General features: G+C 64.4%; 6 protein-coding genes. 2 read left to right on the top strand and 4 right to left on the bottom strand.

Features of this window, described 5'->3' with window-relative positions:
• The 4 genes from EOA75_RS23650 to EOA75_RS23635 all read right to left on the bottom strand — a co-directional run.
• A partial coding sequence (locus EOA75_RS23650; protein WP_127325301.1) for a calcium-binding protein occupies window positions 1-3,373 on the bottom strand: 3,373 nt, incomplete at its 3' end.
• Window positions 3,370-3,825: a hypothetical protein gene (locus EOA75_RS23645; RefSeq protein ID WP_095823739.1), complete on the bottom strand. Its 456-nt coding sequence runs from the start codon at window positions 3,823-3,825 to the stop codon at window positions 3,370-3,372. The genes EOA75_RS23650 and EOA75_RS23645, both read right to left, overlap by 4 nt.
• Window positions 3,826-4,012: 187 nt before the next feature.
• On the bottom strand, window positions 4,013-4,513 hold the full coding sequence (locus EOA75_RS23640; protein ID WP_245466717.1) for an AraC family transcriptional regulator: 501 nt from the start codon (window positions 4,511-4,513) through the stop codon (window positions 4,013-4,015).
• 350 nt (window positions 4,514-4,863) lie between these two features.
• The gene (locus EOA75_RS23635) at window positions 4,864-6,387 is read right to left on the bottom strand and encodes a helicase HerA-like C-terminal domain-containing protein (protein ID WP_095800180.1); all 1,524 of its coding nucleotides are present in this window, start codon (window positions 6,385-6,387) and stop codon (window positions 4,864-4,866) included.
• 268 nt (window positions 6,388-6,655) lie between these two features.
• Between EOA75_RS23635 and EOA75_RS23630 the strand changes: the two genes are divergently transcribed.
• A complete protein-coding gene (locus EOA75_RS23630) occupies window positions 6,656-8,098 on the top strand; it encodes a methylmalonyl-CoA mutase family protein (protein ID WP_127325299.1) in 1,443 nt (480 codons plus the stop codon).
• A partial coding sequence (locus tag EOA75_RS23625) for a methylmalonyl-CoA mutase family protein (protein WP_245466716.1) occupies window positions 8,095-8,873 on the top strand: 779 nt, incomplete at its 3' end. The genes EOA75_RS23630 and EOA75_RS23625, both read left to right, overlap by 4 nt.

The following is an 8,873-nucleotide window of genomic DNA, read 5'->3' as shown; positions in this document are numbered from 1 at the left end:
AGCCCGCACCGAGCGCGACGCTGCCCGGCTCGTTGGCCGTGGCGCCGGCGCCGAGCGCCATCGACTGGGCACCGTTGGCGGTCGAGTTCGTCCCTAGCGCGATGCTGTCTGCCGCATTGACAGTCGAGGTCTGGCCGATCGCGATGCCGCCCGGTGCCGTCGACTGCACGATGGCGCCGTTACCCATGCCTATGCCGTTGTCGCCGTTGACGGTGGTGCGCGGACCGATCGCAACCGAATCGATGCCGGCCGCAAGCGAATCCGAGGCGGTCGAATTGGCGTGGAAGTACATGGTTCCCGTCACCGCGAAGGAGCTCAGCGCGCCCTTCAACTGGCGCAGCGTCACCGCGTCCTGGTCCTCCGTGGCGTCGGCAACGTTGATGATCTGACGATAGGAGGTGGAGGTGCCGACCGAGACGGCGCCGAGCAGACTCATGTCCGCAGTGTTGTAGGGGATGAGCCCGGTGCCGGAGAGGATCGATCCCGATGTCGGCGCCACCGCACGATCCGAAACCGAGCCGGCACCGAGCGCAACGCCGCCAAGGATCGTGGCTTGAGTGCCCCGGCCGAGCGCCAGCGAATCGCCGGCGGAGGCCGTCGCCTGGTAGCCGAGCGCGGAGGAGCCCACCCCTTGCGCGAAGGCATCGGCGACGGGCAGCGTCGTGTCGTTGGTGCGGACATAGCGGATACCCTCACCGTTGGCATCTGTATAGGCGGTCGACGTGTCGCCGGCGAAGCTGTTGATCGTGTTGCCGAGATTGGTGATGTCAGCGGTGTTGGCGGCGATGTCGGTGGTGTTCTGCGTCACTTGCTGGTTGGTCGCGAAGAGCTGCGAGCCGTTCACCGCGTCGGTCGAGGAGCCGTTCAACTGCCCGGCCGCGACGTTCTGGATCTGGCGCTCCGCGCCGGCCGAGCCGACCGAGAAGGCACCGGCCGGCGTTCCGCCGGCAAAGGTGTAGGTCGCGCCGCCGATGACCGTGCTGCCGACCGCGGTCGTGGTGCCCGAAACCGCGTTCAGGCCGATTGCGACATCGCCGGCATTGGCGGCGACGGCATTGGGGCCGATCGCAACGGAATCCGTTCCCAGCGCCTGGGAATCGGCGAGCGTGGAATTGGCATGGAAATACTTGATGCCGCCGCCGTTGTTGATGTCGGTGAGCGACGTGCTGAGATTGGCGATATCGGTGGTGTTCTGCGTAACCTGTTGGTTGGTCGCGAAAAGCTGCGAGCCGTTGATCGCGTCAGTCGAGCTGCCGCTAATGCGTCCTGCGGCGAGGTTTGTGAGGGTCCGCTCAGCGCCCGGCGCCCCAATGCTGACTGTCGAGGTCGGCGTCGTTCCGGCGAAGGTATAGGCCGTGCCGCCGATCGTCGTGCCGGAGGTGCCGACGGCCACCTGGGTGACCGAGCCCGAGCCGAGGGCCACATCACCGGAGCTTGCCGTGGCGGTCGCGCCATTGCCCAGCGCGACATTCCCGACGAAGCCGGTCGCACCCGCGGTGGAACCGTTGCCCAGCGCCACGGAACCCTGCCCGATCGCCTTGTTGTTGTTGCCGATCGCAACCGCGCCGGCGGCCTGGTTGGCGGCGGTGGCGCTGGCCGTGCCGTCGCTGTTGGCGATGTTGTTGGCGCCACCGGTGAAGGCGCCAGTGCCGCTGGCATAGCTCGGATCGCCGATGGCGACCGCGCCGTCACCATAGGCGGAGTTGCCGGCGCCGATGGCGACGGCCTTGCCGCCATCGGCGGTCGCGCCCGTGCCCATGGCGATGGAGTCGGCGGAGAGCGCAGCGGACTGCAGACCGACCGCGACGGCGTTGGTTGCCGTCGCCTGGCTCTCGCGTCCCATTGCAAGGGCGTCGTCCGCGGATGCCGTCACGTCCGTACCGATGCCGATGGCGTTGTCTCCACTGGCGCTCGTTGCAAAGGTGCTCGAGCCGACATAGACGGCACCTATCCCGGTCGCTCTCGTGCCTGCGCCGAGAGAGATGGAGTTCTGGGCGGTGCTTTGGGCGCCGCGGCCGAGCGCAGTGCTGTTGAGTCCGGTGGCGCGGGATTCACGTCCGACGGCGGTGGAATTGTCTGCGCTGGCTACGGTGCCGATGCCGAGCGCGGTACTGTCGAGGCCCCCGGCGCTGGCGCTGACGCCGGCAGCGAGAGAATTGTCTCCTGCCGCACTTGCTCCGGACCCGAAAGAGGAGGCGTTTTGGCCGCTGGCCACGGCCGTGTTGCCAATCGCCGTGGCTGCAGCGCCGCTTGCAATTGAGGCAGGTCCCATCGCGACGGCGAAAGCGCCGGAAGAGAGCGAGTTGGTGCCGATCGCGATGCTATTGGGCAGGGCCGTGTTGGCCTGAACGCCTGCCTGCGCGCCCAAACCCAAGGCGATGGACTGGTTGCCCCAAGCGCTTGCCGTGTTGCCCATCGCCGTGGCGCTCGTTCCAGTTGCTTTGGTCAGAATGCCGATGGCAACGGTGTTTTGCTGAGATGCCTGCACATCCGTGCCAAGGGCGATGGCGCCCTGCGCAAGGGCACCCGTTCCCGCGACGGTGCGCCCGCCGATATTGATGGAGTTGATCTGTGAAGCGACCGATTGGAACCCGATCGCGATGGCGTTCTGGTTGCTTGCGGTGGCGTTGTTGCCCTGGGCAAACGAATCCACTCCCGACGCTTTCGCCCCATACCCGAGCGCGGTGGCGCGCAGCCCGCTTGCCGCGGCAGCAAGGCCGAGGGCCGAAGCATTCAGGGCAGCGCTCGTCCCATTGCCGATAGCGGTGGCACCTGCGCCGTTTGCAACCGTGTTGACGCCAAAAGCCGATGAGCCATCCCCATTGGCATGGGCATTTCCGCCGACCGCAAGGGCATTGGTGCCGGTGGCGTTCGCAAAGACACCCATGCCTATCGCATTGAGACCATTGGCAGAATTTGCGTAGCCGATGATGATGGAGCCATCGCCGATTGTATTGTTTGCGTCGCCTATCGCCAAGGCGTTCTGGCCATTGGCAACGGTGCCAGAGCCAATTGCGGTTGAGCTGGCGCCGGCGCTACTGCCGCAGCCGATAGCGGTGCTGCCTGCAGTCGCAGCACTGGGATTGGTGCAGTTTGCGGGATTGCTGACAACCCCATTGCCCATGGCAACCTGCGCGAACGCCGCTTGCGGTATCATGATCCCGGCGACGGCGACCAGGGCGCCGGTCGCCCCGCCGGCGCTGAGCATCCCATGCCCCAACCGGTCGCGCTTCAGGCCGAGCACGCGATGCGCGTTGCGCAGCGCGGCTATCAAGCGGCGGCGCAGCGAGCGGCTGTCGGCAGCGCCGGGTACCCAGTTTCCAGCGAAACGCGCCGATGCGCGCCGGGTGTTTCGTGCTTGCCCGAGGTTCATTGCGAGAGTGCCTCCTTTGGTCGGTCGCGCTCGATCACGACAGGTTCCGCCGACCCTGCCGCCGAAGCGTGTCTGCTCAAAAATGGGATGACGATATCGGCGCCGCGCGCCAGAAGCGCATGGCCCTGCTTTTCACCGATCGCCTCGACGCGATCGAGCGTGTTTTCAAGCCAGGAGTCCCCCTCCTCCGGCACGGCCTGCAGCGCTCGCGTGACCCGCTCCTGCGGAATCAGCCTGCCGAGATAGGATCGCACAGCCGCCAGATGGGCAGCAGGCGCGTCGCCCGCGTGAACCACGGCGGTGAGGCCGTAGAGATAATGGGCAAGCAGCATGTCCTGCTTGGCCAGGGGCACGCCATCTCCATAGCGTTTCTCAAGCGTGCTGGATGCCGACACCAGCCAGTAGCCGATCTCCTCGGAAAGGCTGCGGCCGATGGCCGTATCGTCGCTCATGTCCCCTCAGCCCATCTCAGAATCCGCGACAGCCGAATTTGCTGCAGAAAGGCATGCTTTTCAGAATTCTGTATTCCAGCAGATTGCTGTGTATCTATAAATATTCACCAGTTCTTCGCGAGGTTAACACAGAATTACTTTAGATATTCCTTCTATAAGGCAGGACGGAAATAAAGTTCACAGTAAATTAGCCTCGCCCTATCTTACTCACCCGGCCACGATCAAGCTGCCTTGCCCGCACCTGCAACGGGGTGACGTTGCGATACTTCTTCATCGTGGTGGTGAAGTGGCTTTGGCTCGAGAAGCCACTCAAATCGGCGATGTCCGTGATCGAGAGGCCCCCGTCGGCAAGTAGCTTCTCGGCATAGTCCAGACGAAGCTTGAGGACATACTGATGCGGCGATGCCCCGAACGTCGTAGAGAATGCCCGAGCGAAATGGTAGGGAGACAGATCGCACGCACCAGCCATCTCCGCGAGCGAAAGCTTTCGGGAAAAATTCTTGCTCAAGAATTGCAGCACCAGCCGAGTGTGACCGATCGACAGCCCGCCTTTGGCGTTGAGCAGCGGTCGCCTCTCGGTGAGAATGTCTGAAAACCAGGTCGAGAGATCATCACCGCGCTGCCATTCGGAGTCCCGATTCTCCGGCGTTGCCGCAATCTTGGACGATGCCTTGGGTTTCCCGGCCACAATGGTTCGTGATCGCATGCGGTATCGGCATTATTCAGTTTGCCCCCCGGCAACAACACGTCAAAGGCCACGATTTGAGGCGGTCGGTATTTCAGGAAATTGCGGTTCCGTGGGGAAAAACTTCTCTCACGAAAAATTTAGGTGTCGCTGATGTTACCTGGCAGTCCCCAGGTAAGATCTTATCGTCGTGAGGTAACATAGGGAACAGCCTGTGCATGATGGAGGGCGATGCAAATTCGCTCGGCGCGGCGGACGGGAAATCCGGTTGAAGCTCCTTGCCCGAGACGGCGACCACGCGCTGCGGTCGGGATAGGCGTCCGTGGTCCCGTACGAAAGCGGACGGCCTCCCGCTAACGCCCCCTTGCCAGACTCCCCAGGATGCCGCGCACTATCGCGCGGCCGACGGAAGAGCCCACCGAACGCACCACCGACTTGATCGCGGCTTCGGCCACTGTCTGACGGTTGGAGGACCGGCGGCCCGACCCTCCCAACACATCGTCGAAGCCCGGAATTGTCCAGCGCGAGCCGCCGGTGCCCGCCTGCTGCGCCTGCGCTTCGGCTTCCTGCGCCTCCCTGGTCTTCTTCTGCAGTATCTCGAAGGCCGAGTCGCGATCGACCGCTTGATCGTACTGCCCGGCGACCGGGCTCTCGGCAAGGACCTTGCGGCGCTCGTCGGGTGTGATCGGCCCGAGCCGCGACGACGGCGGGCGAATCAATGTGCGCTGTACCATGGCCGGCACGCCCTTATCCTCCAGCATCGAGACCAGCGCCTCGCCGGTGGCGAGCTGGGTAATCGCGGTGGCGCAGTCGAAATCCGGGTTGGGCCGGAAGGTGTCGGCCGCCGTCCGCACCGCCTGCTGCTCGCGCGGCGTATAGGCGCGCAACGCGTGCTGCACGCGGTTGCCGAGCTGGGCCAAAACCTTTTCCGGAATGTCGAGCGGGTTCTGGGTGACAAAATAGACGCCGACACCCTTGGAGCGGATCAGCCGCACCACCTGCTCGACGCGATCAACCAGCACCTTCGGCGCGTCCTCGAACAAAAGATGCGCCTCGTCGAAGAAGAAGACCAGCTTCGGCCGCTCGAGATCGCCGACCTCGGGCAGTTCCTCAAACAGCTCCGACATCAGCCAGAGCAGGAAAGTGGCGTAGAGCCTGGGATTCATCATCAGCTTGTCGGCGGCCAGAACACTGATCGCGCCGCGGCCGTCGCGGGTGGTGCGCATCAAATCGGCGATGCGCAGCGCCGGCTCGCCGAAGAAGTTCGCGGCGCCCTGCTGCTCAAGCACCAGAAGCGTGCGCTGGATGGCGCCGACGGAAGGCTTGGTGACATTGCCGTAGCGTGCGCTGAGCTCGTCGGCTCGCTCGGCGATGTTGGCGAGCAGCGCCTGAAGATCTTTGAGATCAAGCAGCAGCAGGCCCTCTTCGTCAGCGATGCGGAAGGCGATGTTCATGACACCTTCCTGCGCTTCGGTGAGGTTCATCAGCCGCGACAAAAGCAGCGGCCCCATTTCCGAGATGGTGGCACGGATCGGGTGACCCTGCTCGCCGAACAGATCCCAGAAGATGACCGGGTATTCCTGAAACTGATAGGGATCGAGCTTCACCTGCTCTGCACGCTTGACAAGGAAATCCTTGGCCTCGCCCATCATGGCGATGCCGGAAAGGTCGCCCTTGATGTCGGCGCAGAAGACCGGGACGCCGGCATTTGAAAAGCCCTCGGCCAAGACCTGCAGGCTGACCGTCTTGCCGGTGCCTGTGGCGCCGGTAATCAGGCCGTGGCGGTTGCCGTAGCGCAGCAGGAGTTCCTCGGCGCGCTGGTAGGAATCATCAGGCTTGCGGCTGGCGCCGATGAAGATGCTGGTGTGGTCAGCCATATGTCCGGTTTCCGCAATCTCTTCCGCCAAAAACGCCCGGTCTCATGGAGGATAATAACGCGATCGGCGGGCGACAATGCCCACCATCAAATTTGGCGCTATTCGAATTTGACCCTGGCAGCGAAACCACCTTACTTAGCTTGCGGATTTTGCGCATGTTTGGCAATCGGTTAGCGGCTGCCGGAACAACCGCGACGGATGTCGCATTGTGATATGCGGCGGGGGACCATAGACTGGTGGCTGATGCGGCCGAGAGACGAGGAGTGCGATGGGCGCCGGCGCCTTGACTAGGGATGTCGACCTTCCCAACCCGGACGCCAAGCGCTGGCTGGCGCTGGCGGAAAAAGCGCTTGCCGGCGGCGCTTTCGAAGAGAAGCTTGTTTCGCACACCGATGACGGCATCCGCATCGAGCCGCTCAGCGAGCGCTCGACGACAGCCGAGCCGCTGGTGCGCACCAATCCGAAGTCGCCATGGATCGTCAGCCAGCGCATCGACGATCCGGATGTCGCCCGCGCCAGCGCCCAGGCGCGGGAGGACATCGCCGAGGGCGCGACCGGCCTGTCGATGGTTTTCGAGGGCGCGCCGAATGCCTTCGGCTATGGACTGCCGCGAACCGCGGAGGCGCTGGAAACGGTGCTCGACGGCGTGCCGCTCAACCGGGTCCAGGTGCGCATCGATGCGCATCCGTGGAGCCGCGCCGTGGCGGATTGGCTGCTCGCCTTCCTGACCCGGCGCCGCTCCGATCCGGCGAAGCTCAACCTTTCCTTCGGCATCGACCCGGCGGCAATCTTCGCCGGCACCGGACGGCTGCGCACCTCGATCGAGGCGCTGCAGGAGTCAATGCCGCAATCGCTGGCGCATTTCTTCTCGATGGGCGTGCCCGGCGTGCTGCTCGAAGCGGACGGCCGCGTCTTCCACAATGCCGGCGCCACCGAAGCGCAGGAACTCGGCACGATGATGGCTTCCGCCGTGTCCTATCTCAGGATGTTCGAGAAGGCGCGTCAGCCGCTGGTCTATGCCGCGCCCTATATCGGCTTTGCCCTCAGCGTCGACCAGGACCAGTTCCTGTCGATGGCCAAGGTGCGGGCGTTGCGCAAGCTCTGGACGCGGATCCAGGAAGCCTGCTCGATCCCGGCCTCGACGGCGAACGTCCACGCCGAGACCTCCTACCGCATGATGGCGATGGCGGATCCGGAAACCAACATTCTGCGCACCGCGATTGCCGCTTTTGCCGCCGCGACCGGCGGCGCTGATTCCGTCTCGATCCTGCCGCATACCATCGCGCATGGACTGCCGGCCGGTTTTGCGCGCCGCGTCGCCCGCAACGCGCAGTTGATCCTGGCGCATGAGAGCCATCTCCATCACGTGGCCGATCCGGCCAGCGGCTCCGGAGCGGTCGAGGCGCTGACCGACGGTCTTTGCTTGGCGGCCTGGGAAGAATTCCAGCGCATCGAGGCCGAGGGCGGCGTGCTCAACAGCCTGCAGCAGGGCTATATCCAGAACCGTGTGCAGACGGCCGCCGCGAAGCGCAATGCCGTCTATCGGGCCGGCGAACGCGGCATCATCGGCACTACCTTGTTCCGCACCGGCAGCGAGCGCCCCGTCGAGACATTGAAAGCCGAACGCCGGCCCGCGCTGACAGAAGGCGTGGCGACCTGCGAGCCGCTGTTTCCAGTTCGCATCGATCAGTCGATCGGAGCCGGCTCATGATCCCGGATTTCAGCCAGATCGGCTGGTCGGCGCCGCGCCGCGCGCCGGTCGAGCTCAAGGGCCAGCGGATGACGCCGGAAGGCATCGCCCTGAAACACCTGTACACGCAGGCCGACCTCAAGGGCCTGGCCAATCTCGACAGCTATCCGGGCCTGCCGCCCTTCGTGCGTGGCCCCTACCCGACCATGTATGTCCAGCAGCCCTGGACGATCCGGCAATATGCCGGCTTCTCGACGGCGGAGGAATCCAACGCTTTCTACCGGCGCAACCTCGCGGCCGGCCAGAAGGGCCTGTCGGTCGCCTTCGACCTCGCGACCCATCGCGGCTATGACAGCGACCATCCGCGCGTCGCCGGCGATGTCGGCATGGCGGGCGTGGCGATCGATTCCATCCTCGACATGCGCCAGCTGTTCGACGGCATTCCGCTCAACGAGATGACGGTGTCGATGACCATGAACGGCGCCGTGCTGCCGATCATGGCGCTCTATATCGTGGCGGCGGAGGAACAGGGTGTCGCGCAGAAGGATCTCTCCGGGACCATTCAGAACGACATTCTGAAGGAGTTCATGGTCCGCAACACCTACATCTATCCGCCGAAGCCTTCGATGCGGATCGTGTCGGACATCTTCGCCTATACCTCGCGGCACATGCCGAAATTCAATTCGATCTCGATCTCCGGCTATCATATGCAGGAGGCGGGCGCGACGGCCGACCTCGAACTCGCCTATACGATTGCCGACGGCATCGAATATGCGCGCGCCGGCGTCGCCGCGGG

Source organism: Mesorhizobium sp. M1A.F.Ca.IN.022.07.1.1, from assembly GCF_003997575.1.
Classification (GTDB): Bacteria; Pseudomonadota; Alphaproteobacteria; order Rhizobiales; family Rhizobiaceae; genus Mesorhizobium.
This window is presented reverse-complemented; position numbering and strand designations above follow the sequence as displayed.